The sequence below is a fragment of the Pseudonocardia nantongensis genome (assembly GCF_046546495.1).
GTDB lineage: Bacteria > Actinomycetota > Actinomycetes > Mycobacteriales > Pseudonocardiaceae > Pseudonocardia > Pseudonocardia nantongensis.
In genome coordinates this window covers 1-24,744 of sequence record NZ_JBKGXT010000003.1, presented here as the reverse complement: position 1 = coordinate 24,744, position 24,744 = coordinate 1, and the positions used below count along the sequence as shown (strand labels likewise).

The 24,744-nt window shown below is 74.7% G+C and carries 23 protein-coding genes and 2 pseudogenes; 7 read left to right on the top strand and 18 right to left on the bottom strand.

Features of this window, described 5'->3' with window-relative positions; all coding sequences use genetic code 11:
• Positions 1-24 precede the first annotated feature (24 nt).
• Genes ACLFMI_RS03895 through ACLFMI_RS03885 form a run of 3 tightly spaced genes read right to left on the bottom strand, consistent with a single transcriptional unit; the run spans position 25 to position 2,667 of the window.
• Complete coding sequence (locus ACLFMI_RS03895; protein ID WP_410946331.1) at positions 25-783, bottom strand: histidine phosphatase family protein; 759 nt, start codon at positions 781-783, stop codon at positions 25-27.
• Complete coding sequence (pheA, locus tag ACLFMI_RS03890; protein ID WP_410946330.1) at positions 780-1,757, bottom strand: prephenate dehydratase; 978 nt, start codon at positions 1,755-1,757, stop codon at positions 780-782. Before pheA ends, ACLFMI_RS03895 begins: the two co-directional genes overlap by 4 nt.
• 1 nt (position 1,758) lies before the next feature.
• A complete protein-coding gene (locus ACLFMI_RS03885) occupies positions 1,759-2,667 on the bottom strand; it encodes a hypothetical protein (protein ID WP_410946329.1) in 909 nt (302 codons plus the stop codon).
• Between the two features lie 154 nt (positions 2,668-2,821).
• Between ACLFMI_RS03885 and ACLFMI_RS03880 the strand changes: the two genes are divergently transcribed.
• Complete coding sequence (locus ACLFMI_RS03880; protein ID WP_410946328.1) at positions 2,822-3,592, top strand: DUF2470 domain-containing protein; 771 nt, start codon at positions 2,822-2,824, stop codon at positions 3,590-3,592.
• A gap of 10 nt (positions 3,593-3,602) precedes the next feature.
• Here ACLFMI_RS03880 and ACLFMI_RS03875 read toward each other — a convergent pair whose 3' ends face one another.
• Together ACLFMI_RS03875 and ACLFMI_RS03870 are read right to left on the bottom strand one after the other, a co-directional pair.
• Positions 3,603-3,926 carry a DUF3817 domain-containing protein gene (locus tag ACLFMI_RS03875; protein ID WP_410946327.1) on the bottom strand — a complete coding sequence of 108 codons (324 nt, stop codon included), beginning with the start codon at positions 3,924-3,926 and terminating at the stop codon, positions 3,603-3,605.
• Entirely contained in the window at positions 3,923-4,570 is a 648-nt protein-coding gene (locus ACLFMI_RS03870; protein WP_410946326.1) for a hypothetical protein, read from the bottom strand. Before ACLFMI_RS03870 ends, ACLFMI_RS03875 begins: the two co-directional genes overlap by 4 nt.
• Before the next feature lie 67 nt (positions 4,571-4,637).
• On the opposite strand from ACLFMI_RS03870, the gene ACLFMI_RS03865 reads away from it, so the two are divergent.
• Both ACLFMI_RS03865 and ACLFMI_RS03860 read left to right on the top strand, forming a co-directional pair.
• Positions 4,638-5,483, top strand: coding sequence for a CPBP family intramembrane glutamic endopeptidase (locus tag ACLFMI_RS03865; protein WP_410946325.1), 846 nt, complete (start codon positions 4,638-4,640; stop codon positions 5,481-5,483).
• Between the two features lie 120 nt (positions 5,484-5,603).
• Positions 5,604-6,140 (top strand): ferritin, encoded by a 537-nt coding sequence (locus tag ACLFMI_RS03860; RefSeq protein WP_410946324.1) that lies wholly within the window; start codon positions 5,604-5,606, stop codon positions 6,138-6,140.
• A gap of 82 nt (positions 6,141-6,222) precedes the next feature.
• On the opposite strand, the gene ACLFMI_RS03855 is transcribed toward ACLFMI_RS03860, so the two are convergent.
• The gene (locus ACLFMI_RS03855; RefSeq protein ID WP_410946323.1) at positions 6,223-7,155 is read right to left on the bottom strand and encodes a DUF5926 family protein; all 933 of its coding nucleotides are present in this window, start codon (positions 7,153-7,155) and stop codon (positions 6,223-6,225) included.
• 20 nt (positions 7,156-7,175) lie between these two features.
• Between ACLFMI_RS03855 and ACLFMI_RS03850 the strand changes: the two genes are divergently transcribed.
• The 3 genes from ACLFMI_RS03850 to ACLFMI_RS03840 all read left to right on the top strand — a co-directional run bounded on the left by ACLFMI_RS03850 (position 7,176) and on the right by ACLFMI_RS03840 (position 10,129).
• Entirely contained in the window at positions 7,176-8,465 is a 1,290-nt protein-coding gene (locus ACLFMI_RS03850; RefSeq protein ID WP_410946322.1) for a cytochrome P450, read from the top strand.
• A gap of 160 nt (positions 8,466-8,625) precedes the next feature.
• Entirely contained in the window at positions 8,626-9,561 is a 936-nt protein-coding gene (locus tag ACLFMI_RS03845) for a hypothetical protein (protein WP_410946321.1), read from the top strand.
• Positions 9,562-9,700: 139 nt separating this feature from the next.
• Positions 9,701-10,129 (top strand): hypothetical protein, encoded by a 429-nt coding sequence (locus tag ACLFMI_RS03840; protein WP_410946320.1) that lies wholly within the window; start codon positions 9,701-9,703, stop codon positions 10,127-10,129.
• 692 nt (positions 10,130-10,821) lie between these two features.
• Here the strand turns inward: ACLFMI_RS03840 and ACLFMI_RS03835 are convergent.
• From ACLFMI_RS03835 to ACLFMI_RS03780, 12 genes and pseudogenes are all read right to left on the bottom strand, one after another.
• Complete coding sequence (locus ACLFMI_RS03835) at positions 10,822-11,922, bottom strand: DUF4328 domain-containing protein (protein ID WP_410946319.1); 1,101 nt, start codon at positions 11,920-11,922, stop codon at positions 10,822-10,824.
• Between the two features lie 7 nt (positions 11,923-11,929).
• Positions 11,930-12,259: a rhodanese-like domain-containing protein gene (locus tag ACLFMI_RS03830; protein ID WP_410946318.1), complete on the bottom strand. Its 330-nt coding sequence runs from the start codon at positions 12,257-12,259 to the stop codon at positions 11,930-11,932.
• Positions 12,260-12,966: 707 nt separating this feature from the next.
• Positions 12,967-14,583 (bottom strand): annotated as a pseudogene (locus ACLFMI_RS03825) (solute symporter family protein); the annotation flags it as partial.
• Positions 14,580-14,915 carry a DUF485 domain-containing protein gene (locus ACLFMI_RS03820; RefSeq protein WP_410946317.1) on the bottom strand — a complete coding sequence of 112 codons (336 nt, stop codon included), beginning with the start codon at positions 14,913-14,915 and terminating at the stop codon, positions 14,580-14,582. The pseudogene ACLFMI_RS03825 and the gene ACLFMI_RS03820, both read right to left, overlap by 4 nt.
• A gap of 217 nt (positions 14,916-15,132) precedes the next feature.
• Positions 15,133-16,890 (bottom strand): sodium/solute symporter, encoded by a 1,758-nt coding sequence (locus tag ACLFMI_RS03815; RefSeq protein ID WP_410946316.1) that lies wholly within the window; start codon positions 16,888-16,890, stop codon positions 15,133-15,135.
• A 7-nt stretch (positions 16,891-16,897) separates the two neighbouring features.
• Positions 16,898-18,508 (bottom strand): hypothetical protein, encoded by a 1,611-nt coding sequence (locus ACLFMI_RS03810; protein WP_410946315.1) that lies wholly within the window; start codon positions 18,506-18,508, stop codon positions 16,898-16,900.
• Between the two features lie 368 nt (positions 18,509-18,876).
• Positions 18,877-19,761 (bottom strand): LytR/AlgR family response regulator transcription factor, encoded by an 885-nt coding sequence (locus ACLFMI_RS03805; protein WP_410946314.1) that lies wholly within the window; start codon positions 19,759-19,761, stop codon positions 18,877-18,879.
• A 174-nt stretch (positions 19,762-19,935) separates the two neighbouring features.
• Positions 19,936-20,817, bottom strand: coding sequence for a S49 family peptidase (locus ACLFMI_RS03800; protein WP_410946313.1), 882 nt, complete (start codon positions 20,815-20,817; stop codon positions 19,936-19,938).
• Positions 20,818-20,918: 101 nt separating this feature from the next.
• Positions 20,919-22,175 (bottom strand): sensor histidine kinase, encoded by a 1,257-nt coding sequence (locus ACLFMI_RS03795; RefSeq protein WP_410946312.1) that lies wholly within the window; start codon positions 22,173-22,175, stop codon positions 20,919-20,921.
• Positions 22,176-23,087, bottom strand: coding sequence for a DNA-formamidopyrimidine glycosylase family protein (locus ACLFMI_RS03790; RefSeq protein ID WP_410946311.1), 912 nt, complete (start codon positions 23,085-23,087; stop codon positions 22,176-22,178).
• Between the two features lie 8 nt (positions 23,088-23,095).
• Positions 23,096-23,536, bottom strand: a complete 441-nt coding sequence (locus ACLFMI_RS03785) for a hypothetical protein (protein WP_410946310.1) — start codon at positions 23,534-23,536, stop codon at positions 23,096-23,098.
• Between the two features lie 90 nt (positions 23,537-23,626).
• Positions 23,627-24,199, bottom strand: coding sequence for a cupin domain-containing protein (locus ACLFMI_RS03780; RefSeq protein ID WP_410946309.1), 573 nt, complete (start codon positions 24,197-24,199; stop codon positions 23,627-23,629).
• Between the two features lie 207 nt (positions 24,200-24,406).
• Here ACLFMI_RS03780 and ACLFMI_RS03775 point away from each other — a divergent pair.
• A pseudogene (locus tag ACLFMI_RS03775) lies at positions 24,407-24,744 on the top strand (threonine synthase); the annotation flags it as partial.

Here is a 24,744-nt window from a genome sequence, read left to right as displayed (position 1 = left end):
GGCCCGGGTTGAGCGTCGCCTGCCTCAGTGGTTCGAGCGGGTCTGGTCCGGCATCGGGTCCCAGAGCTCGGTCGTCCAGCCGTCCGGGTCCCGGCGCAGCACCACCCGGCCGGTGTTCGGCACCGGCCGGTTCCGGCCGTCGCGGGCGTCCGGGCGAGCCGGGCCGGAACCGTCCTCGCCCCCGAGCAGGGCCAGCGAGGCGAGCCGGATCGCGGCCCCGTGACTGACCACCACGACCGCACCGGAGTCCGCGGCGTCCGGGGTGCCGCTCACCCGCGCCAGGTCGGGCAGGAACCGGCCCCACAGGTCGCGGGCGGACTCCCCGCCGGGCATCCGCCGGTCCGGGTCGCCGTCCCACCAGGAGGCGAAGATCGCGTCGAACTCGTCGCGGGCCGGGCCGTCGACGCGCCCGTCCAGGTCCCCGACGAACACCTCGTGCACTCCCGGCAGCAACTCGACCCGCAGGCCGAGACGGGCCGCGACCGGCTCCGCGGTCTCCCGGGCGCGGGTGGCGTGCGAGGCGTGCACGGCGCGCACCGGCCAGCCGGACAGCAGGCCGGCGACCTCCTCGGCCTGGCTGCGGCCCAGCTCGTCCAGCGACGGGCCGGGCAGCGCGGTGTCCAGCGCGTGCCGCACGTTCGACGGGGTACGGCCGTGCCGGACCAGCACCAGCCGGAACGCGCCGTCGTCCGGCGGGACCTGCGCGGACCGGGCCCCGCTCCCGACGGCGGCGAAGGCGGTGGCCGGGTCCCGCCCGACAGGTTCGCCCGCACGCTCGCTCACGTGCCCGCTCCCTCGCGGATCGCGGCCAGCCAGCGCTGGGACGCGGCGTGGTCGTCGGCGCCGGCACCGCCCGGCGGCACCACCGGGCTCCCGGTCCCGGCGGCCGGCGCGGCGGGTGCGGGATCGGAACGCGGGTAGGAGCCCAGGAAGCGCAGCCGGTCGCTGCGCCGGAACAGCGCGGCGAGCGCCTCGCCCATCGCCGGGTCGGCGGCGTGCCCGGAGCAGTCCAGGTGGAACCAGTACTCGGCGTGCCGGTCCTTGAACGGGCGGGACTCGATCCGGCTCAGGTCGATCCCGCGTACGGCGAGCTCGGTGAGCAGACCGAGCAGCGTGCCGGGGCGGTTGGTCGTGGTCACCGCGAGCGTGGTGCGGTCCCACCCGGTCGGCGCGGGCAGCCGGCCGGGGCGGGTGAGCAGCACGAACCGGGTGACGGCGCCGGGGTTGTCGGCGATGTCGTCGGCCAGCACCTGCAGGCCGTGCTGGGTGGCCGCGAGCGGCGCGGCGACGGCGGCGTCCACCTCGCCGCGAGCGGCCTGCGCGGCCGCCTCCGCGGTGGAGGAGCTGACCCGGATCTCGGCGTCCGGCAGGTGGCCGGCGAGCCAGCCGCGGGTCTGCGCGATCCCGTGACCGTGCGAGGCGACGGTCCGCACCCCCGACGGAGTGCTCCCCGGCAGGCCCAGCAGGCAGAACCGGACCGCGATCCGGGCCTCCCGGACGATCACCAGCGGTGGCGCCTCGACCAGGCCGTCGAGCACCGGGGGCACCGCGCCCTCGACGGTGTTCTCGATCGGCACGCAGCCGGCGTCCACCGACCCGTCCCGGACGGCGGCCAGCACCGCGGGCGCGCCGGGCAGCGGCACCAGGTCGGCGCCCTCGCTCTCCGGCAGGCTGCGCAGCGCCTGCTCGGTGAAGGTGGCGTGCGGGCCGAGGAAACCGATCGTGCGGGGGCCACCGGCCCGGGAACCGGAGGTCATCTCAGTCCAGCAGTCCGAGCGCGACCAGATCCGCGATCGGCACCGGTTCCGGGTCGACGCCGCAGCGCGGCAGCACGGTCCGCACCTGCTCGACGGCGGCCTCGGGCAGCTCGTCCAGCTCGCGGGCGAGCTTCTCGCCGTCGGTGCACTCCAGTGCGTCCGGCACCGGGGCCGGAGAGGCGGACACCCCGGTCATCCGGGCGACGGCGACGATCAGGTTCAGCAGCCCGTGCCGGCCGGTGCCGCCGTCGTCGGACGGGGCCTCGCGGACCGTCCGGTCGAACCCCTGCGCGCTCATCCCGCCGTTGCCGGTCTCCAGGCTGGCCTCGAGGAAGCGGTGCACGTCCTCGGTCTCCGGGACGTCCGAGGCGCGCGGCCCGCCCATCCGGATCTTCGGGGTGCAGCCGTGCTCGGCCACCTTGCGGACCGCGGCCAGCCAGGCCTCGGTGCCCTCCTCGTCCCCGGGGACCGGGCGACGCGGCTCGACGACCGGCGTCACCTCGTCCGGTACGAACTCGGAGACCCGCTCCAGCCAGATCCCGTCGACGTCCGGCGGTGCCGGGCACTCGACGGTGCTCGGGGTGAGCAGGCTGGACCGGGAGAACACCGTGGACAGCGCCTTCGGCACCGCGCCGAGCCCGGTGTCGACGACGAGCGCGAGGTCGGCCGGCCGCGCCGGCGCGGACCGCGCCAGCTCGGTGACCACGGCGGGCAGTAGCGAAGCCGGGCACACCAGCCGTCCGACCAGGCCTCCGTAGTGACCGTCGCGGGCGGCGAGGTAGCGCGAGACCACCGCGTCGACGCCCGGTGCGACGGCCCGTGGCTGCAGGAGGCTGGTGTCGTCGACCAGCGCGGCGAGCAGCGGACGGATCGGCCACGGGTCGGCGGTGGAACCCGAAGGCACGGTCATCACGACAAAGAACGCTAACGGTCGGGTCACGGTCACCCGACAACGGGGGTTCTCCCCCGGCCCCGTACCCGGGTGGGCCGACGCTGGACAGGAGACCCTCACTCCTGATTAGGTAAGGTTAGCCTAATTGGAGGTGAGAGTGGGAACCACCCGCATGCGCCGCCCCCCGACGCCCGCCGTCGCCGAGCGCGCCCGCAGCCTCGTGACCCGCGGCGGTCGCGCCGCACTCGTCGGGACCGGGGAACCGGAACCGGTGGCACCGCTGATGCACCACACGTGGCCGGACGGCACGACCGACCTCCTGCTGCCCGACGACCACCCGGTGCGCCACCAGGCACGGGTGACCCCGGCGGGGTTCCCGGTGATGCTGGAACTGACCGGATCGACCCCGGTGCCGCTCGCCGAGCCGGTGCGCGAGCTGCTGTGGGTGCTGGGCGGGCTACACGAGCCCGACCCGACGACCGGGCGGGACCGGACCCTGCGGCTCGCCGAGATCGCGCCGCACCCGAACCTGCTCGACGCCGGCCGGGGCGCGACGCTGCTGCGGCTGCACCCCTCGTCGCTGGTGTACTCCGACGCCGAGGGGTGTGCGCCGGTGTCGCCGTCCGAGCTGGGTGCCGCCGAGCCGGACCCGTTCTGCCGGGTCGAGCAGGCCTGGCTCGAGCACCTGGACCAGGCGCACCCGGAGATGCTGTGCGCGCTGCGCCGGTACCTGCCGCACGCGCTGCGGCACACCGACGGCCGGCTCCGACCGATCGGCGTCGACCGGTGCGGGCTGCGGCTGCGGGCGCCCGCTCCCGGCGGCGGCACCCAGGACGTCCGGCTGGCGTTCTCCGCGGAGGCGAGCACACCGGCGGAGCTGCAGGCCCGGTTCGCCGAGCTGGTCGGGTGCCCGGCGCGGGTCCGCTCGGCCCCGCCGGCCTGAGAACGGCGGGTCAGCCGCCGGCCGGGCTGAGGTGCTCGGCCTCGACCTTGCGGGTGACCTTGCGCTCGGCGACGAACGAGGCCACCGGGATCGTCCCGGCGGCCAGGATCACCACCGCGAACACCGGCTTCCAGCGGCACCGCTCGGCGAGGAGCAGCGTGCACACGATATAGATCATGTAGAGGAAGCCGTGAACCATGCCGATCAGCGCGACCGGGCGCGGGTCGTCGAAGAGGTACTTCGCCGGCATCGCGTAGAAGGTCAGCAGCAACAGGCCGACACCGGTGACCCAGGCCGAGATCCGGTAGGCCTTGAGCGCTCCTCCGACGGTCACGTCGACGTCTCCTCCCGGTGCCGGTCCGCCAGGCGGGCCAGCTCGATGTTGTAGGCCCGCAGCTGCGGGTCGGTGTGCCGGGCCGGTGCCACCCCGGCGGGGCGCGGGGTGAACGGGGACCGGCGCGGCGCGGCGCCGTCGTCGCCCTGTGCGGCTCCGGAGTCCCTGGCGCCCACGGAGTCCCTGGCGGCCACGGAGTCCCTGGTGGCCACGGAGTCCCCTGCGGGCACGGAATCCCGCCCGGCCGACCCTCGCCCGGCCGCGGAGGCCCCGCCGGACCCGGGCCCGGTCGAGCCGGCAGCCGCTCCGGGGCGCTCCGGGGCCTGCTCGGCGTTCGCCGCGGCCTCGGCGTTCGCTGCGGCCGCTCCGGCACCGGCGGCTTCCGCGGAGTCGGTCCCGTCCGGGGCACCGTCGCCGGCCGCGCGCAGGGCGGCGGCCTCCATCCGCAGGAAGCGCCACCACATGTAGCCGAAGAAGACGGCGAACAGCGGCCACTGCAGGCCGTACCCGACGTTGACCGCCGAGCCCATCGCCGAGCCCGCCCGGCTCCACTGCCAGGCGGCCAGGAACCCGCAGGTGACCATCGCGCCCAGCGTGAGCACGTGCCAGGTCAGCCACCTGGGGGACACGAGCAGCCGCAACACGGTGACCAGGGTACGCACCACGGCCGGCCCCACGCCCGAGCCGCTCCGGGGCTGCCATGATCGGGGCGTGACGACCGGAGCCGCACCCGCGCGCGGCAGCGGCGCTGCCCGGGACCGGCTGCGGGCCTGGCTGGTCCCGGAGCGACCGGCGTGCCCGGAACCGGTGACCGACCCGCGGGAACGACGGCTAATCGGCCTGGAGATCGCGGTCGTGCTGACCGTGACGCTCGGGCTGTCCGCGCTGCGCAGCGCGCTGTCCCTGCTGGAGGCGCTGCTCGCCCCGGCGCCGCTCGCGGATCAGCAGGTCGCCCTGAACGCCCCGGCCTCCACCGACGCCTGGCTGGACCTGGCCTTCCAGCTCGTCCGGGCGATGCAGCTGGCCGGCTGGGGAGCGCTCGCCGCCTACCTGCTGCTCCGCGCCGGGTTCGCGCTGCGCCGGATCGGGCTGGACGGTCGACGACCGGGCCGGGACGCGCTCGCTTCGGCCGGGCTGGCCGCGCTGATCGGGATCCCGGGACTGGGCCTGTACCTGCTCGGCCGGGTCCTGGGGCTCACCCCGGACATCGCGCCGAGCACGCTCACCGACGCCTGGTGGCGGATCCCGGTGCTGGTCCTGTCCGCGGCCGCGAACTCCTGGGCCGAGGAGGTGGTCATGATCGGCTACCTGCTCACCCGGTTCCGCCAGCTCGGCTGGTCGGAGAACCGCTCGGCACTGGTCGCCGCCGTGCTGCGCGGTGCGTACCACCTCTACCAGGGGGTCGGCGCCTTCGTCGGCAACGTCGTGATGGGGCTGGTGTTCGCCCGCTACTGGCAGCGCGGCAACCGGCTGTGGCCGCTGGTCGGGGCGCACCTGCTGATCGACGTCGTGGCGTTCGTCGGGTACGCGCTGCTGGCCGGAAGGCTCCCGTTCTGAGCCCTTCCTGGTCGTCGCAGAAGGGCCCCTCACCTGCGGAAAGGGCACCCTGTCCAACTGAGACGAAGGCCAAGTCTTGAATGACTCCAGAGTGCGTCGCGAATCGCTAGCCTGGAACCCATGACCGACGAGACCAAGTTCCACGCCCTGCTGCGGGAGCAGATCCGCAGCGAGTTCACCGCGAGCCAGCAGTACGTCGCCGTGGCCGTCTGGCTGGACGACGAGGACCTCCCCCAGATGGCCGCGCACTTCTACGCGCAGGCGCTGGAGGAGCGCAACCACGCCATGAGCATGGTCCAGTACCTGCTCGACAACGACCTCCGGGCGACGATCCCGGGCGTCGGCGACGTCAAGAACGACTTCACCTCGGTGGAGGACGCCGTGTCCCTCGCGCTGACTCAGGAGAAGCAGGTCACCGAGCAGATCACCACGCTCGCCCGCACCGCCCGGGACGAGGGTGACTACCTGGGCGAGCAGTTCATGCAGTGGTTCCTGAAGGAGCAGGTCGAGGAGGTCGCCTCGATGACCACCCTGCTCACCGTCACCCGCCGGGCGGGCGACGACCTGTTCCACCTCGAGAACTTCGTGGCGCGCGAACTCACCAAGGGCGGGCCGACCGACCCGACCGCCCCGGCGGTCGCCGGCGGCCGTGTCTGAGGTTCGCCGGGTCTGAGGTTCGCCGGGTCGGTCCCCGAGGACCGGTCCCGGTGCCGTCCCGGCACCGGGGCCGGCCGGGACCTCACCGCAGGGTGATCTGCTTGCCCGCCAGCACCTCGCGGGCCCGGTGCTCGCCGTCGGTCAGTGGCTTCTCGGCCAGCCCGGCGACCGCCTCGTCCAGCCGCTTCGCGAACGCGACGGCCGGGCCCACCCACTCCGAGGAGTGCATCTCCCGGTCCAGGTCCCACACCGGGACCAGCAGCCCGTGCGCCCGGAACGACCCGGCGTAGCGGGACCCCTCGCCCAGCTCCAGCCCGTCCTGGTCGGAGAGCCGGGCCAGCGCGGCCATCAGCGTCGTCTCGTCCTCGGTGCGCACCCAGCGCAGGTGCGCCTTCGACCCGGCGTCGACCCAGTACGCCCCGCGCACGCCCGGCCCGGTGACCGCCTCGGTCGGCATGATCACCGAGTTGGCGCGCTCCAGCATCGCCGCGGCCTCGGGGTCCGGTTCACCGCCGGGCAGCCACCACGCGAAGTCGGCGTGCACGGTCGGCTCCAGGGGAGTGTCCGGCTCCAGCACGTCCTGCAGCCGCTCGCTGGTGCGCCGGTCCGGGCCGACGACCGGCAGCGACGAGCCCGGCTCGGCCGAGCGCGCCCAGGCCAGCGCGCCGGCGAGGTCCGTGGAGAGGTCCCCGGACCGGGTCTGGACCTGCATTCCGAGCAGGACCTGGCCGTCGTCGCGGACCAGTGCGGCGGACGCGCCGGGCAGCACCGACGCCAGCGTCACCGGCCCGCCCGCCCGCACCGGCAGTGCGGCCGTCGCGGACGGCAGGAACTCCCGCATCGCGACCAGGTCCGGCTCGGCGGCCAGCCCCTCGAACGGCCGGACGACGATCACGTCGTCGCCGGCTCCGTGGCAGGCCTTGTACCGCTTGCCGGACCCGCAGGGGCAGGGCCGGCGGGGGTTCTCCCCGGCGGTGGCGGTCGCGGCGGCTCGGTTGCGCGTCTTCTTGCCCATCCCGGGCAAGGTAGCGGGTGATGCAGAACTCCGATCCGGCAGCACCGCCGTCCGACCCCGCGCCGTTCGATCCCGCCGACCCGGCGTTCCTGGCCGACCCCTACCCGACGTACGCGGCGTTGCGGGCCGCCGGGCCGGTGCACGACCATCCGGGACTCGGCCTGCCGGTCGCGGTCACCCACGCGGCCTGCTCGGCTGTGCTGCGCGACCGCGGCCTGGGCCGGATCTGGTCCGACGTCCGGCCGGAGCACGAGTTCACCGCGTTCAACCTGCTGCACCGCAACTCGCTGCTGGAACGTGAGGGCGAGCCGCACACCCGGCTACGCCGACTGGTGGCCTCGGCGTTCGCCCGCGGGCACACCGAGCGGCTGGCCCCGCTGGTGACGGCCCGCGCGGAGCGGCTGGTGGACGGGCTGGTGCAACGGATCCGGGACGGCGAACCCGCGGACCTGATCGCCCTGGTCGCCGAGCCGCTGCCGGTCCAGGTGATCGCCGACCTGCTGGGTGTCCCGGACGAGCTGCACGCCCCGCTGCGCTCCTGGTCGGACGCGATCGTCCGGATGTACGAGCCCGGCGTGGCCGGGTCGCGGAACGACGACGGCCGCCGGGCCGCCGAACGGGCGTCCGGCGAGCTGGTCGAGATGCTCCGTGAGCTCGTCGACCGACGCACCCGCGGCACCGTCCCGAGCGGCCCGGCCGGCACCGGCGGCTCCGACCTCGTCGGGGACCTGCTGGCGGTGCGCGAGGCCGGGGACCAGATCTCGGCCGACGAGCTGGTCGGGACGGCCGCACTGCTGCTGATGGCCGGCCACGAGGCGACCGTCAACGTGATCGGGAACGGCGTGCGCGCGCTGCTGCGACACCCGGACCGGTGGCGATGCCTGCTCGCCGACGGGAGCCTGCTCGGCACCGCCGTCGAGGAGCTGATCCGGTTCGACGCGCCGCTGCAGCTGTTCGAGCGCACCGCACTGATCGACACGACGGTCGCCGGGTACCCGGTGCCGGCCGGCACCCGGTTCGGCGCGCTGCTCGGCGCGGCGGGCCGGGACCCCGCCACGTTCGGTCCGGACGCCGACCGGCTCGACCTCGGCCGGTCCCCCAACCCGCACCTCGGCTTCGGGGCGGGGGTGCACTACTGCCTCGGCGCCCCGCTGGCCCGGGTGGAGATCGCGGCGGTGCTGGGGGCGCTGGCGGCCCGGCTGCCGGACGCCGCGGTGCACGGCACGCCGGCCCGCCGACCCCGGTTCGTCATGCGGGGCTGGGCCGAACTCCAGCTCACCGGCTCTGGCGAAAGAATGCCTCGAAGTTAGGCCACTCGGCGCATTGTCGAGAGCCGTTCATCAATTTCGGATTCGACCACCCAATTCTCGTCGACGGGGCCGGACGGAATTGTCGGGGGCGCCGTGGATCGTCGGCGCCACCCGTGGTGGAATCGCTCCGGTGCAATCGTGGTCCGCGACCCTCCGAAACGTGCTGGAGGTACCCGGCGCGCGGTATGCCTGCGTTGCGGACCCGGTGACCGGCGCGGTCGTCGCCACCCGCGGCTTCCCGGCCACCCACGCCGACGAGCCGGCCGGATCCGGCACTCCGAACGGCCCTCGTGTACCGGACGGTGCAGGTGCCCCGGGGGGCTCGGGCACCCCGGTCGGCTCGGACGCCCCGGACGGCACCGCCGTGGCGCTGCTCGATTGGGCCCGCACCGAGGACGCCCGGGCCGGCTTCGAGGACGCCATGATCACCACGGAGCGCGCGTACCACCTCGTCCGGGCCGCCCACGGAGCGTCCGGACGCGTGCTGGTCTACCTGCTCCTCGACCGCTCGCGGGGCAACCTCGCGCTGGCCCGCCGGGCGCTGGCCCGCTGGCCGGGGAGCACCGCCACAGCGCCGGAACCCGCCCTGAGCAGCGGCGACGGCACACCCGGTGATCGTCCCGGGACGGCACCACCGCGACCGCTCACGGCCATGCCGACCCGAGGTGACGCCCGGCCGGTGACGGCGCTGCCCGGCTCCGCCGCGCTCCGGCCAGTCCCCCCGGAGCGCGCCCCGGAGCTCCCTCCAGTGCCCACGACGGCGACCGCCCCGGTGGACCCGACCGCGCGGACGCGCACCCCGCCGGCCGTCCCGGCACGGGTGACGGTCCCCCGGCAGGCGCCGCCCCCGGCCGCCGAGCAGGACCCGCCGGTGCAGGTCCCGCTACCCCGGCGCGGCGGCGGCACGCCCCCGTCGGGCACGGCACCGGCGAGCACGGCACCGGCCGCGCGGGGTCCCGCCGAGCCGCCGGACGGTGCCGGCCGGGTGACGCCGGCCGCGCCACCCGGCGGCCGGTGGGCCGACGACGTCAGCACGATGGCGCGGATCCTCGAGGGACTCCGCAGGCTGGACGGGTCGCGGGGACCGGAGAGTTGACTCGGCACCATTCTCGGCTAATCTTACTGTTCCCCGCCTGAACCGAAGATCGTTTCTTCCGGGTCCCCGAACGAAACGCAGGACTCCCCCGAAAACGTCGAACACGACACGTGTCCCGTGCCGTGTGGAGGCACACGTAATGAACAACATCGATCGTTCGCTGGACATGGCCGCCAACATCAAGGGAGCGTTCGCGGTCGCGATCGTCGACTTCGACAGCGGCATGACGCTCGGCTCCCGCGGCGGCAGCCCCGAGTTCGACCTCGACGTCGCGGCGCCGGGCAACTCCGAGGTCGTCCGTACCAAGCTCGAGGTCATGCAGAAGCTCGGCCTGCGCGAGACCATCGAGGACATCCTGATCACGCTGGACAGCCAGTACCACCTGATCCGGATCATCCGCGGCGCCGAGGAGCAGCTGTTCTTCTACCTGGTGCTCAACCGGGCCCAGGCGAACCTGGCGATGGCCCGGCGCGACCTGCGGGTGATCGAGCAGCAGTTCGCCATGGCCTCGCCGCAGGCAGCCCCGCAGCAGGCCGGACAGGCGTTCTTCCCCGCCCAGCAGCGCTGAGGTCACGGACCGCGTGGGACGTCATCGACACGCAGTCTCGGTCCGCACGGACGGTCTCGCGGCCGTCCTCGGATCGTTGCTCGACGACACCCGCATCCGGTCCGCCGCGCTGGTCGACGTCGACAGCGGGATGGTGCTCGACGTCTGCGGTCCGGACGCCGGTGGCGTCTCCCCGGTGGACGGTGCGCACCGGGACGAGGTCCGGGCGGCCGCCCACGCCGAGCTGGTCCGGATCGGGCTCGCGCTGGCTCCGAACTCGGGCGGCCGGATCGGGCTCGTCCTCGAGGCGGGTCCGGACCGGCACGTGCTGCACACGGTCCCGGACCCGCACGGCGGGCGGCTCGCGCTGTCGGTCGTCGTGCGCGGTCCGGACCGCGTCGTGGCCCGGGTCCGGAAGCGGCTGCGCGCCGTGTCCGCGGCCGCGCTGACGGCGGGCCCATCGGTTGCCGTCCGGCCCGGCACGCCCGGCTGGGCGCTGCCACCGGGCGCAGCCGGGGAGACCGTCGCACCGGACCCGGCGGCGCCGGACTCCACGGCGCCGGACCCGGCAGCGCCGACCCCCGGCGCGGTCGAGGAGACGGCTCCGTTCACGGTCGCCGCCGCGCACCCGGGCGCCGATCCGGCTCCCGGCGCGGGCCCCGTCCTCGGCCCGTCGGGCCCGTCCGGTCCGGCGCCCGGCCCCGACCCGGTGCTCAGCCGCTCCGGTCCGCCGCCGGTGCCGGCTCCACGGACCGATCCGCGCCCACCGGGTGACCGTCCGGCCCCGCCGTCGGCGATGCTCCCGGCGGGTCCGTCACGGGAGCCGCTGCCGGCCGACTCCCGGCCCGCGCCGGTCCCGTGGCCTGCGACGGCCGCACCAGCAGCTCCCGCCGACCCTGCGGGGACGGTTCCAGCAGACCGCTGATCCGCCGGACCACCCGCACGGTCCGCCACGCGGTCACCGCGGCCAGCACGTCCAGCCAGGCGTGCAGGACCACCCCGTCGGCGAGCGCCTGGGTTCCGCTGCGCAGCCGCCAGAGCAGGGTCACCGCCGCCAGCGCGACGCAGACGCCCCACAACGCCCACCAGACCAGCAGCTCCCGGGACGGCCGCGGCGTCCGTCCGGCCGGGAGCTCGAGCGCGGCGTGCTCGGTCTCGGCCAGCAGCGACCCCGGCGCGACCAGGTTCCAGCCGGGCACCAGCCATCCGAGGACCACCGTGCGTCGCGACCGGGCCGGTCGGGTCCCCGCCCGGTCGGCGGCCGCGCGGGACGTCCACAGGCTCCACTGCACCAGCAGCACGCCGGAGGCCAGCGTCGCCGCGACCGAGGCCCAACCGCCGAACCAGACCAGCGCGTCCGACCAGCCGACCGCGGACGCGGACAGCGCGTCGGCCCGGCTGGCGAGCAACAGGCCGTACCGCCACACCTCGGCGACGGCGGCCAACGCGCACGCCCCGAGCGTCACCCACAGCACCGGGACCAGCTGCGCGCTCAGGCCGCGGACCCGCTCCAGAACCGGGACCGGGCCGTCCTGCGGGCCGGGTGGGTACCTCCACGGGCCGACCGGCAGGCCCCAGCGCGGCGGCGTCCGGTAGCGGGGCGGGCCGGGGTAGCGGCGGGCCCGCGGCGGCGCCGACGGCGCACGGACGGATTCCGGGACCGTGCCGGGGTCCGGTGGCGAGGCCACCCACTCCAGCGCGGCCAGGTAGCGCCCGCACCAGGGACAGAACGGCCCGATGCCGGACGGCGCCTGCCGCCCGCAGCGCGGGCACGGCGGGAGCGCTCCGGGAGTGGACGCGGGCGGCACGGACACCGCGCGCTCAGGCGATCCGGGGCGCGCTGTCGTCGTCGGTGATCACGTTCCGGCCGGACGCGGCCCAGTCCTGCATGCCACCGGACACGTTCACCGCAGGGTAGCCCTGGTTGGCGAGGAAGGCGACGACCCGGCCGGAGCGGCCGCCGGAGCGGCACACCACGTAGAGCGGGTCGTCCCCGGGCACCTCGGCGAGCCGGCCTGCGAGCTCGGACATCGGCAGGTGCCGGGCCTGCGGGGCGTGTCCGGCGGTCCACTCGTCGAGCTCGCGGACGTCCAGCATCGGGGTGTCGGCGGGCAGGTCGGTCACGCTGACGGCGGGTACCGGATCGGACATGCGGCCATCCTCCCACGCCGGGCCGTCAACATCCGGTGAGAGACCGATGGCCCGGCCCGGGGCGGTCTCGCCCCGGGCCCGGCCGTCGTGGAGCGCGGGTGCTCCCGGGGCAGCGATCCCGGTCTTCAGCGATCCCGGTCTTCGCGATACAGCGAACCGTGCGGAACCGTCATCTCGTTGGCGTCCGGCGGCGGGACCTCGCCGTGCGACGCCGTCCCGTTCACCGGGCGGTACGCCCCGGTCCCCTGCGGCGCGGCCGGGTAGGCACCGCTTCCCTGCGGCGCGGTGCGGTACCCGCCGGTGCCCTGCGCGCCCCCGGGCCGGGGACGGTGGCCGCCGCTGCCGGACGGGTCCGGCCCGCCGGGGCCGCCACCGGGCTGGTACCGGCCGCTGCCGGTGGCCCCACCGAACAGGTCACCGGCCGCCCGGCTGGTCGCCGGTCGCGCGACCGGAGCACCGGCCGGGGCAGCGCCCCCGGCGCCGGTGCCCTGCGGCCCTGCGCCGTACGCCCCGGTGCCCTGCGGCCCGCTGCCGTGCGAGCCGCCGCCGTACGACCCGCTGCCGTACGACCCGCTGCCCTGCGACCCACTGCCCTGCGGGCGCCGGCGACCGTCGTCCACACCGCCGTAGGTGGCGATGGCCCCGACCGAGCTGACGGTGACCTCGCGCTGCGCCTCCGCCTGCGCTGCCTCCCCGGAGGGCCGCACCGCACCGGCGCCGGTCAGCGAGCGGACCTCCATCTCGGCGTACCGGGCGGCGTTGAACTTCTCCCGGCCGCCGACCACGGTGCCGATGATCCCGAGCACGAACGACGCCGGGATGGACACCAGCCCGGGGTTGGACAGCGGGAAGATCGCGAAGTCGACGCTCGGGATCATCGCGCCGGGCGAGCCGGACACCGCGGGCGAGACCACGATCAGCGCCACGCAGATCAGCACGCCGCCGTAGATGCTGTACAGCGCGCCGGTGGTGTTGAACCGCCGCCAGAACAGCGAGAACAGAATCGTCGGCAGGTTCGCCGAGGCCGCCACCGCGAACGCCAGCGCGACCAGGAACGCGACGTTCTGGCCGTTCGCGACGATCCCGCCGCCGATCGCGACCAGGCCGATGCCCACGGCGGTGCTCCGGGCCACCTTCACCTCGGACTCCGGCGAGGCCTTCCCGCGCCGCAGCACGTTGGCGTAGACGTCGTGCGCGAACGAGGCGGACGCGGTGATCGTCAGACCGGCCACGACGGCCAGGATCGTCGCGAACGCCACGGCCGAGATCAGCCCGAGCAGCACCTCGCCGCCGAGCTCGTAGGCCAGCAACGGGGCGGCGTCGTTCTGGTTCTCCCTGGTGACCGTCCCCGGCGGCAGCAGCGCGGTCGCGCCGTACCCCAGCACCAGCGTGAACAGGTAGAACACGCCGATCAGCCAGATCGCCCAGACCACCGAGCGGCGGGCCTCCTTGGCCGAGGGCACGGTGTAGAAGCGCATCAGGATGTGCGGCAGGCCCGCGGTGCCGAGCACCAGGGCCAGGCCCAGCGAGATGAAGTCGATCTTGTTCGTGTACTGCAGCCCCGGGCTCAGCATCGCCTCGCCGTCCGGCGAGTTCTCGGTCGCCCGCTCCATCACCGTGGAGAGGTCGAACCCGTAGCGTCCGAGCACCCACGCGGTGAGCACGGCGGAACCGGTGAGCAGCAGCCCGGCCTTGATGATCTGCACCCAGGTGGTGCCCTTCATGCCGCCGAACAGCACGTAGACGATCATCAGCCCGCCGACGACGACGATCACCAGCGCCTGCGAGAACGAGTCGTCCTTCGGGATCTGCAGCAGCAGCGAGATCAGTCCGCCGGCCCCGGCCATCTGCGCGATCAGGTAGAACAGCGACACCACCAGGGTGGAGGTGGCCGCCGCCGCGCGGACCGGGCGCTGGCGCATCCGGAACGCCAGCACGTCGCCCATCGTGAACCGGCCGGTGTTCCGCAGCAGCTCGGCGACCAGCAGCAGCGCCATCAGCCAGCCGACCAGGAAGCCGATCGAGTAGAGGAACCCGTCGTAGCCGTAGAGCGCGATGGCCCCGGCGATGCCCAGGAACGATGCCGCGGAGAGGAAGTCCCCGGCGATGGCGGTGCCGTTCTGCGGGCCGGTGAACGAGTGCCCACCGGTGTAGTAGTCGGACCGGGTGGTGTTGGTCCGGCCCACCCGGAGCACGACCACGAGGGTGACCAGCACGAACAGCAGGAAAAAGCCGAGGTTCGCGGTCACGCTGCCGACCGACTCGGCCTGCGCGAGCACGGTGCCTGGGGCGGGTCCGGTGGCCGTGGGTCCGGTGATGCTCATGCCCGGGCCTCCTCGACGCGCTCGCGCAGCTCGGCAGCAGGACCGTCGATCTCACGGTCGGCGAAGCGCACGTACAGCGTGGTGATCAGGAAGGTGCTCACGAACTGGCCGAGTCCGATCAGCAGGCCGACGGTGATCGTCCCGGATACCCGGATCGACATGAACTCCGGTGCGTAGCTCGCCAGCCCGATGAAGGCGAGGTACCAGGCCAGGAAGATCGCCGTCATCGGGAACACGTAGCGACGCAGCCGGGAACGGAACGCCCGAAACTCCGGGCTGGCCTGCACCTGCTGGTAGACGGTCCCGGTCGAGCGCTCGGCGGGGCTGCTCATGGCGCCGTTCACCGGTCCTTTCGACGGTACTGCGGATGGGGAGGCGGGCGTGCCGCGGTCCGGGGACCACGCCGGGTCGCCGGACAAAGCGTCCCTGTGTCAACGACCGGGTCCCGCAGGGGGGACGCGTCAGTGGGCCGACCGGCGGGAAGACACCCGATACGGCCCAACCGGTGCGCTGCTTCAGTCACTCCGAGTGAGTAATGCGCTACTCCGATCAGGCCGAATCCTCCAATCGATCCCGCATCAGGCCCAGCCGTTCGGGTGCGTGGAGCCGCAGCAGCACCTGTCCCGCGTCCGCGGGGCGGCGCGCCCGGGTGAGCCTGCTGACCACGACCATCACCAGGAACGCCAGGGGGACGCTCACGATCGCCGGACGATAGAGCAGGACGTCCACCGAGGCCCCGCCGGGCCCGAGCGTCGCCGCACGCACACCGGTCAGGTAGACGGCCACGGCACCGGCCGAGACCACCCCGCCGACCAGGACGCCGACGATCGCGCCGACGTCGGTCAGCCCGCGCCACCAGATACCCAGGACCAGCAGCGGGCAGAAGGTGGACGCGGCGACCGCGAAGACCAGCGCGACGGCCTCGGCGAAGTTGAGCCCGGTCGGGATCAGCGCCACCACCGTCGGCGGGATGCCGGCCAGCACGGTGGCCGTCGGGAACCTCCCCGCCATCCGGCCCCGCTTGGGGAGCACGTCGGTGGACACCACGCTGGCCAGGCTCACCAGCAGCCCGGACGCGGTGGACAGGAACGCGGCCCAGGCCCCGGCCGCGACCAGACCGCCGACCAGCGCGCCCAGCAGGCCGTCGCCCAGGATCGCGGTCGGCAGCAGCAGGACCGCGGCGTCACTGCGCCCGCTGACCAGCAGTTGCGGGGTGTAGACCCGGGACAGCACGCCCAGCAGCGTCACCAGGATGTAGAAGCCGCCGAGCATCGCCAGCACGATGACGGCGCTGCGGCGTGCGGCCCGGCCGTCGGAGTTGGTGTAGAAGCGGCCGAGCACGTGCGGCAGCCCCATCGTGCCGAGGAACGTCGCCAGCAGCAGCGAGTAGGTGGCCAGCACCTGGTGCGGCTCCGACCCGGAGAACGGACGCAGCCAGCTCTCGTCGTCGGTGGGGGCCCCGCTGGTCACCGGGACCGGCTCGCCGGCGGCGAAGTCCAGCTCGGTGCCGGAGTCCACGGCATGCGTGCTGCCGGCGACCCAGCGCAGCGGGCCGTCCACCGGCTGACCGTCGACGGTCCCGCGGGCGACGACGTCGGCGGACAGCCGCACCTGAAGGACCGCCGGCGTCTCGACCGAGACGGTGGTCGGCTCGCGGAACTCGGGCGGTTCGCTGCGGGCGAAGGTGTGCGTGTCGCCCATCCAGACGGCCAGACCGATGATCACCGGCACGGCGAGCACGGTGAGCTTGAACCAGTACTGGAACGCCTGCACGAAGGTCACCGACCGCATCCCGCCCAGCGCCACGGTCAGCACCACGATCAGCCCGGCCGCGCCCGACCCGATCCAGTCCGGCAGGCCGGTGACGATGGCGAGGGTGAGACCGGCGCCCTGCAGCTGCGGCAACAGGTAGAGCCAGCAGATCAGGATGACGACGGCAGCGCAGACCCGGCGCAGCGCGGGCGAGGCGAGCCGCGCGTCGGCGAAGTCCGGCACGGTGTAGGCGCCGGACCGGCGCAGCGGCGCGGCGACGAACAACAGCAGCGCGAGGTAGCCCGCGGTGTAGCCGACGGCGTACCAGAGCGCGTCGACGCCCTGGATCAGGATCAGCCCGGCGATGCCCAGGAACGAGGCGGCGGACAGGTACTCGCCGGAGATCGCACTCGCGTTCATCCGGGATCCCACCGACCGGGACGCGACCAGGAAGTCGCTGGTCAGGCGGGTCCGGTGACCGATCGAGCCGATCACCGCGGACACCACGGCGACCAGCACGATCGCGACCAGCGAGACGATCGCGGTCAGGCTCATCGCACGATCACCGGTCGGTCACGTCCTCGGCGAACTCCTGCTCGACGGCCTCCGCGGACGTCACGTACCACCAGCCCAGGCCGAGCAGGAACGGGTAGACCAGCCCGCCGAGTAGCAGCCACGGCAGCCTGATCCCGAGCACCGACAGCCCGCCGAGCACCGGGAACGCGACGAACAGCGCGGGCGGCAGGCCGAGCCCGACCAGCGCGACCACGCAGACCCGCAGGGCGAGCGCGAGCTGGTTGCGGACCAGGGAGTTGCGCAGCAGCGTCCCGACCGGTCCGGGGTCCTGGACGTCCGACAGCCCGCGCGACGAGTGCGCGGTCGACCGGCGTTCGGACAGCACGATGCGGACCCGGCCGCCCCCCGCCTCGTCCGCGGCCTCCGGCTCGGCGCCCTCGGCGGCGACGGGCGCGTCGGTCGGGGCGGCGGCGAACCGGCGGGGCCGGGCACCGGTGTACGGGGCGGGCCCGGGGCCGCCGGGTTCCGGGGCCGGTGCCGGGGCGACCGGGGGGTCGTCCAGATCCGGGGCCCGCCAGAGGACCTCGGTGCGCTCGGCCGCCGGACCGCGCAGCTCCGCGTGTGGGTCGAGATCGTCGAGGTCGTCCTCGTCGAGATCGTCCTCATCGAGATCGTCATCGTCGAGGTCGTCGTGATCTGGGCCGTGGTGATCGCGGCCGTCGCCCGGGCCGTCCGGGTCGTCGCTCCGGCGCGGGTCGCCGGGAACAGCGGGCGCCGGGAACGCGGTGTCCGGGACGGCGGGCGCGCGGCGGCCGGTCGCGGTCCAGCGGGTCGGGACGGGCCGGGTCTCCGGGGGCGCCTCGGCCTCGGCCGGTTCGCTCGGGGTCGCGGGGGCGGCGGCGGCCGGACCGCCGAGCAGGGCGGCCCGGTCCACCTCCCAGGACGACGACGGCGAGGGAGACGGCACGGAGGACGGCGCGGGGGACGGGGCCGGCCAGGACGTCGCGCCGGGGGTGCGGCGGGGCAGACCGGCCGACGAGCCGGGGGCCGGGGGCCACTGCTTGCCGGTGTCCGACGGGCCGGGGCCGGTCGGCCGGGCGGCGGAGCCACCGGGGCGCAGTCCCTCGGGCGCGTACGGGTCCGGGACGACGTCCGGGCGCGGGCGGGCCGGGCGCGGGCGCCGGACCGGGAGGGCCGGCGCATCGTCGTCCGGGTCGTCGACGGGAGCGGGCCCGGCGGGAGCATGCCCGGCGGGAGCGGGTCCGGCGGGAGCGGCCGGCGGGGCGGAGGACCCGGCAGGCCCGACCGGGGCGGCCGATGTGGCGGACCCGGCAGGCGCGGCGGGCCCGGTGGGAGCGACCGGAGTGGCCGGAGTGGCCGGAGTGGTCTCGTCCTGCTCGTCGGGCCGGGCCGGGGCATCGGGGGCGGCCGTGCCGCCCCCGGCGGCGGGATCGACCCGGGCGTGCCGGCCGCTGCCACCGGCCCCGTCGGCGACCCGGCGCCGGATCTCGTCCTGCAGCCAGGTGGAGCCGCCGTCGGTGTCCGCGCCCCGCCGGGCACGGCGTCCGGTCCCGCGCTCCGGTTCCGGGGTGTCCGCGGCCCCGGTAGGAGCGGAGCCGGTGGGAGTGTGGCCGGTGGGAGTGTTGCCGGTGGACATGGAGCCGGTGGGAGTGGGACCGGAGGACGGGCTCCGCGGGCGCGGTGGGACCGCCGCGGGCGTCCCGTCCGACGGCCGGCGCCCGTGCGGTCCGGGATCAGGCCCGTCGCCGGCGGTGCCGTTCGGAGCGGTGCCGTTCGGAGCAGTGCCGTTCGGAGCGGTACCGTCCCGAGCAGAGCCGTTCGGAGCCGTGCCGTTCGAACTCGTGCCGGCCGACGCCCCGCGGTCCGGAACCGCGCCGTTCGACGGGGCCGCACCGGAGCGCTGGTGCGGCGCCCCGGTGTCGTCCGGGCCCGCGGGCCCGGGGTGGTCGTGCCGTTCCTCGGGCGCGGGCCGCACCGACGGCTGAACGCCGCCGGTGGGCCTGTTCACCTCTGGCTCCACGCCTGCTTCGTCGCCCGGACCAGCCGATCCTTCAACTCACGGGTGTGCCGGCGACTGACCGGCAGCTCGGCGGTCTCCGGGCCGGACCCGATCCGCACCACGTACCCGGACCCGGCCAGCCGCAGCTCGGTGACCAGGGGCAGCGCGACCAGGTACGAGCGGTGGATGCGCACGAAACCGGCGTCCCGCCATCGGTCCTCCAGCACCGACAGCGGTATCCGGACCAGGTGGCTGCCCTCGGTGGTGTGCAGCCGGGCGTAGTCGCCCTGGGCCTCGACGAAGCGCACGGCCGAACGCGGGACGAGCTTCGTCGTCCCGGCGAGCTCGACCGGGATGACCTCGTCGTCCCCGCCGCCGGCACCGCCGCCGTCCTCGCGGATCGGTTCGACGGCACTCTGGCTGCGGGCCGCGACGATCCGGTCCAGCGCCGCGGAGAGTCGCTCGGTGCGCAGCGGCTTGAGCAGGTAGTCGACGGCGCCGACCTCGTAGGCGTCGACGGCGCGGTCGTCGTGCGCGGTGACGAACACGATCGCCGGCCGGGACGCCATCCCCTTCACGACGCGGGCCAGCTCCATGCCGTCCAGCCCGGGCATCCGGATGTCGAGGAACACGACATCGATGTCGGCCTGTTCGGCGACCTCCGCACCGGCGCCGGGCATCCCGCCCGCCGCGCCGGCCGGTTGCCCGGCGGGGACCGAACCGGACCGGCTGCCGTGCAGGATGCGCAGGGCCTCGGTGGCCTCCCCCGCCGTGTAGACCCGCGCGACCCGCGGGTCCTCCCTCAGCAGGAATGCCATCTCCTCGAGCGCGGGCTGCTCGTCGTCCACCGCGAGCACGACCAGTCCGCGAGTGGTGTCGTTGCTGTCCACGATCTCCTCATCCTGCTTCCGGGCTCGGGACCGGGAAGCCCATCGATATCGATGATCGCCCGGCGCCGCGACCATGGTGACGCGCGAGCGCCCGGAGTGCCAGGGCACGAACCGGATCGGTGACCGTCCGGACACGCGGGGCACCCGCCGCCGGGTCGTCCACGACGGACCGGCTCACAAGCCGAAGCGGGCCCATGCGGCCTTCGCCTCCACGACCCCGAACAGCTCCCGCGCGACGTCCCCCGGTCCGGTGGCCGAGGCCGCACCGCCCGCACCGAGCCGGGCCAGCAGCGGCCGGCGCTGCTCGACCGGGTGCTGCTGGGCGTCCGGGAAGCGTTCGTTCAGTACCTCTCGGGCGGTGCCGATCCCGTCGACCAGCCCGAGCTCGCGCGCCCGCTCGCCGAGCCACACCTCGCCGTCGAACAGGTCGGTGCCGGTCGCCAGCCGGTCGCCCCGCCGCTCCCGGACCCAGCCCGTGAACCGCTCGTGCAACTGCTCCTGCAGGCCGGTCAGCCAGGCGACGTCCTCGGCCTTCTCCGGCAGGAACGGATCCAGTCGCGACTTCGACCCGCCCGCGGTGTGCAGCCGGCGGCTGACCCCCCACTTCTCGATCAGGCCGTCCAGCCCGAACCCGGAACTGACGACGCCGATCGAGCCCACGATCGAGGTGGTGCAGGCGTAGATCTCGTCCGCGGCGCAGGCCAGCCAGTAGCCGCCGGACGCGGCGACGTCCTCGCAGAAGGCCAGCACCGGGACGCCGGTCTCGTCGGCCAGGCCGCGGATCCGGTCCCCGATCAGCTGGGACTGGGTCGGCGAGCCGCCCGGAGAGTTGATCACGAGTGCGACGGCGGCCAGCCGGTCGGGCGCGAAGGCCCGCTCGAGTGTCTTGTCCACCGACGCGGCGTTGATGACCTGGCGGGGCACCGGCGCGGCCTGCGCGCTGATCACGCCCTGCATCCGGACCACGGAGACCACGGAGGACGCCGCTCCGACGGTCTCACCGAGCCTGCCGGGCAGTCGCGCGGTCACCGCGGAGGGAATACGCAGGACATCCATGCCCAACCACCGTACGCGGGAGCGCTGTGTGACGGCGGGGAACCGGAACGGCACAGTGCGTGGGAACCGTCGTCACCCGCGCGGAGCAGTGCCCGGCCGGCTCAGGCCCGGATTCCGGCCCGGAACTTCGGTACCCGAAGCGTGATCTTCATACCTACGCCGACTCCGGTGTCGACGACGAGGCCGAAGTTGTCGCCGAACGCCGACCGCATCCGGTCGTCGACGTTGCCGAGCCCGACGTGCGCGCCGGACAGGTGGGCGTCGTCGAGGTCCTCGCCCAGCCGGGCCGGGTCCATGCCGACGCCGTCGTCCTCGACCACGATCACGCACTCGGACCCGGCGTTCTCCGCCCGGATGGTGACGGTGCCGCCGTTCGGCTTGCCGGACAACCCGTGCCGCACCGCGTTCTCCACCAGCGGCTGCAGCGCCAGGAACGGCAGGACGACGTTCTGCACCTCCGGGTCGATCTGCAGCTGGATGTTGAGCCGGTTGCCGAACCGGGCCTTCTCCAGCCGCACGTAGCGCTCGATGTTGTTGAGCTCGTCGCTGAGCGTCGTGTACTCGCCTGCGGCGCGGAACGAGTACCGGGTGAAGTCGGCGAACTCGATGAGCAGCTCGCGGGCCCGGGCCGGGTCGGTCCGGATGAACGACGCGATCGTGGTCAGCGCGTTGTAGACGAAGTGCGGCGAGATCTGCGCGCGCAGCGCCCGCACCTCGGCCCGGTTCAGCCGGGCCCGGGAGTCGTCCAGCTCGGCCAGCTCCAGCTGGCTCGACACGTACCGGGCGACCTCGCCGGTGGCCCGCAGCACCGGTGGCCCGGCGGTGGTCGGGGTGAGCGCGGCCAGCGTGCCGATGATGGTCCCGTCGCTCTCCAACGGCACCACGACGATCCCGCGCACCTCGCAGCCGGGCTGGTTGCACTTGATCGAGGTGTGGCTCATCAGCTCCATCCGGCCCGTCTTCACGACGGTGTCGGCGAGCGTCTGGACGTCCTGCTGGTGCTGGTCGGCGCTGCCGTCCCAGCCCAGGACGGTGCCCCGGGAGTCGGTCATCGCCATCGCCGTGGTCTCCAGCAGCTGGCGCAGGTAGGGCAGCGCCTGCGACGCCGAGCGGGCGGACAGCCCCTCGCGCAGCACCGGAGCGGCCAGCGCCACCGTGTGCAGCGCCGAGAACGTGGCCTTGGCCAGCGGGGAGACCATGTTGTCGCGGCGGTTGCGCCGCCACCACAACGCGAACCCCGCGACCGTCAGCAAGACGACGCCGACCACGATCGGAAGGATCAGCGACGGGTCGATCGTCACCGTGCCGTCTGCCGCAGCCCGTGCCCGCACGGCACGCTGCGCGAGTACCACCTGCACCTACCTCACCAACCGGGACAGCCGCCGGTCGGCGAGCGGTTTGCCACCGGTCTGGCAGGTCGGACAGTACTGGAACGATCTTTCCGCGAACGAGACCTCGCGGACGGTGTCGCCGCAGACCGGGCACGGCAGGCCGGTGCGCGCGTGTACCCGCAGGCCGGACCGCTTCTCCCCCTTCAACGTCGCCGCGCCCTGCCCGACCGAGCGCTCGACGGCGTCGGTGAGCACCGCGTGCACCGCGCCGGCAAGGGCGTCGCGCTGCGCCTCGCCGAGCCGGGCGGCGGTGGCGTACGGGGACAGCCGCGCGGTGTGCAGGATCTCGTCCGAGTAGGCGTTGCCGATCCCGGCCACGGTGCGCTGGTCGGTGAGCACGGTCTTGAGCCGGCGGGTGTCGCCGGCCAGCAGCTCGTCCAGCCCGGCCCGGGACAGCTCCAGGGCGTCCGGGCCCAACCGGGCGACGCCCGGAACCTGCGCCGGATCGGTCACGAGGTACACGGCGAGGCGCTTCTGGGTGCCGGCCTCGGTGAGGTCGAACCCGGGCCCGCCGACGGCGTCGAGATGCACCCGCAGCTGCAGCGGGCCCCGGCCGGGCTTCGGCGGGGTGGCCGAGGCCTGCTCGTGCCAGCGCAGCCAGCCGGCCCGGGACAGGTGGATGACCAGGTGCAGGGCGGGCGGCTCCGGGCGGTCGCCGCCGATGCGCGCTCCGCCTGCGCTCCGCGCGGCGAGATCGACGGACAGGAACTTCCCGAACCGGGACGCCCCGGTCAGCACCCGTCCGGTCAGCGCGGACACCGCCGGGTCGAACGTCTTCAGCGCGCTCATCGACGCCAGGTCCACCCGCGCCACCGGGCGGTACACGGCGTGCTCGCGCAGGTGGTGGACCAGCGCCTCGACCTCGGGCAGTTCCGGCACCGCGACTCCTAGTTGATCGGCTGGAGCGGGCTGTCCGCGTGGCCGGGGGTCGACCGGTTCTTCAGGCTCCGTACGACCACCCGGGTCTCCTCGCGGGCCGACGACAGCCCGCGCACCATCCCGCTCCAGTGCTCGGCAGGCAGGTCGTAGCCGCCCTGGGTCTTCGCGACGATCGTGAACGGGCGGCGCAGCAGCCAGCGGCCCGGGAAGAACCCCACCCCGACGATGACGATGAGCCAGTAGAACCAGGGGAAGACCACGCCATCCGGCCTCCAGATCACCACCATGACCCAGAAGAACGCTAGCGTGGTCAGGATGAGCACGACGGCGCCGCGGCCGCCGTCGACGTCGTGCTCGAACTCGTCGCCGACAGCCGGTGTCGTCCACTCGACGTGTCGCTGCACCTGCCACTCGCGGTTGTCCGCCGCGATGACCGTCTTCGTCGCCATCGGTTTCCGCTCCCCTGCCCCGTAGCCCGACCGATGATCCCACAGCCGTCCGGCGGAACCGAGGGTCCGCGCGCCGGGCGCGGCAGCCGATCAGCAGGCGGGCTCGACCGGCTCGCGCTCGGGGCTGCCGGGCGCCAGCAGCTCGGAACGGGTGAGCACGACCGGCTCGGCGCCGTCGTTGCGCAGCTCGTTCGGCTCGCCGTCACCGAGGAAGAACGCCTGCCCGGCGCCGAAGCCCTCCGGCTCGCAGCGGCCGGCGCGCTGCACGGTCACCGTCCCGGACCGGACGGCAGAGACCACGCTGCCGGGGTGCCGGACCCAGCCGGTGCCCTGGCCGGGCTGCAGCACCTCGGTGCGTACCAGCAGCTCGGCCGGGCCGGGCGTGCTGATCTCGACGGGCCGGTCGACGGTGCCGCGTGCGTCCGACCCGGCCTGGGCGACCGGCGCGCCCGGGACGCCGGGCAACGCGGTGGCCGTGGGGGCCTCCGGACCCGAGGGACCCCCGGGGGCGGCCGGCTCGGCGGGCGCGGTGGCCGGGGCGTCGTCGTCGGGGCCCTGGTGGCCGAGCTGGTCCGGCTGGGCGCACCCGGCGAGCAGGGCGGCGGCCGCCACCAGCAGCACCACCCCGGACGGGCGCACGGCACGGCGGGAACGGTTCGGCACTGTGGTCCTCCCGGGGAGCGCGGCGGATCGGGCCGCACGCTAGTGGGCACTCACCACGCCAGCGGGAGCCGGGTGATCGGAGTTGATGAAGTTCGAGGTCAGCCGCCGTGGCGCGCGGCGGGCGGCGACACCGTCGGCAGCGGGATGCGCATCCCCCGGGCGGTGTCCTGACTTGCACGACGCCACGGGTCGGGATCACCTGTGCGGGTGCACGACTCGTACCCGACGCCGTTCTCCACGCTGTCCCACCTCGAGTGCTCCCGCGAAGCCACCCCGCGCGACGCGGACGTCGTGCAGGGCACCTCGCCCGCCGGCGCCCCGCTGCTCGCCCGCTACGACCTGGAGCGTGCCCGGGACACCGTGACCCGCGAGCAGATCGCCGCCCGGCCGCCGGACCTCTGGCGCTACCACGAGGTGTTGCCGGTCCGGGATCCCGCGCACGTTGTGACGATGGGCGAGGGCATGACACCACTGCTGCCGCTCGCCCGGGCCGGTCGGCGGCTGGGCCTGCCGAACCTGTTGCTGAAGGACGAGGGCCTGGTCCC